The sequence below is a fragment of the Winogradskyella ouciana genome (genome assembly GCF_009709615.1).
Taxonomy (GTDB): Bacteria; Bacteroidota; Bacteroidia; order Flavobacteriales; family Flavobacteriaceae; genus Winogradskyella; species Winogradskyella ouciana.
The window spans coordinates 1-279 of sequence record NZ_WJYA01000066.1 but is presented as its reverse complement, the minus strand read 5'-3'; the positions used below and the strand labels follow the sequence as shown (position 1 = coordinate 279).

Annotated in this window: 1 protein-coding gene; it reads right to left on the bottom strand. The window is 34.8% G+C overall.

What is annotated here, in order from left to right; translation table 11 throughout:
- Window positions 1-279 (bottom strand): hypothetical protein (locus tag F1003_RS18600; RefSeq protein ID WP_235898411.1); only part of this gene is annotated, 279 nt, incomplete at both ends.

The window sequence follows — 279 nt, the reverse complement described above, 5'->3', positions numbered from 1 at the left end:
CCTTGGTCAAAGTGAGTATGGATAAATGTAAGGACATTTTGGACAATTGGACTTCGTAAATGAACATGGTCATGAATGGTGAGGATCAACTCATAACAATATTCCATTAATATATCCTTCATTTGCCTGATATCTGAACTATATACTATCCGTTCCACAACAGCTGAATATAAACAAAGCTCCTCTGTTTGCAGGGAGTGATGAATATAGGAGATCAAATCAAATGTATATTTTTTCGCCACTTGTGGTGAAATGATATTGTTCTTCTCTGTTAAATTC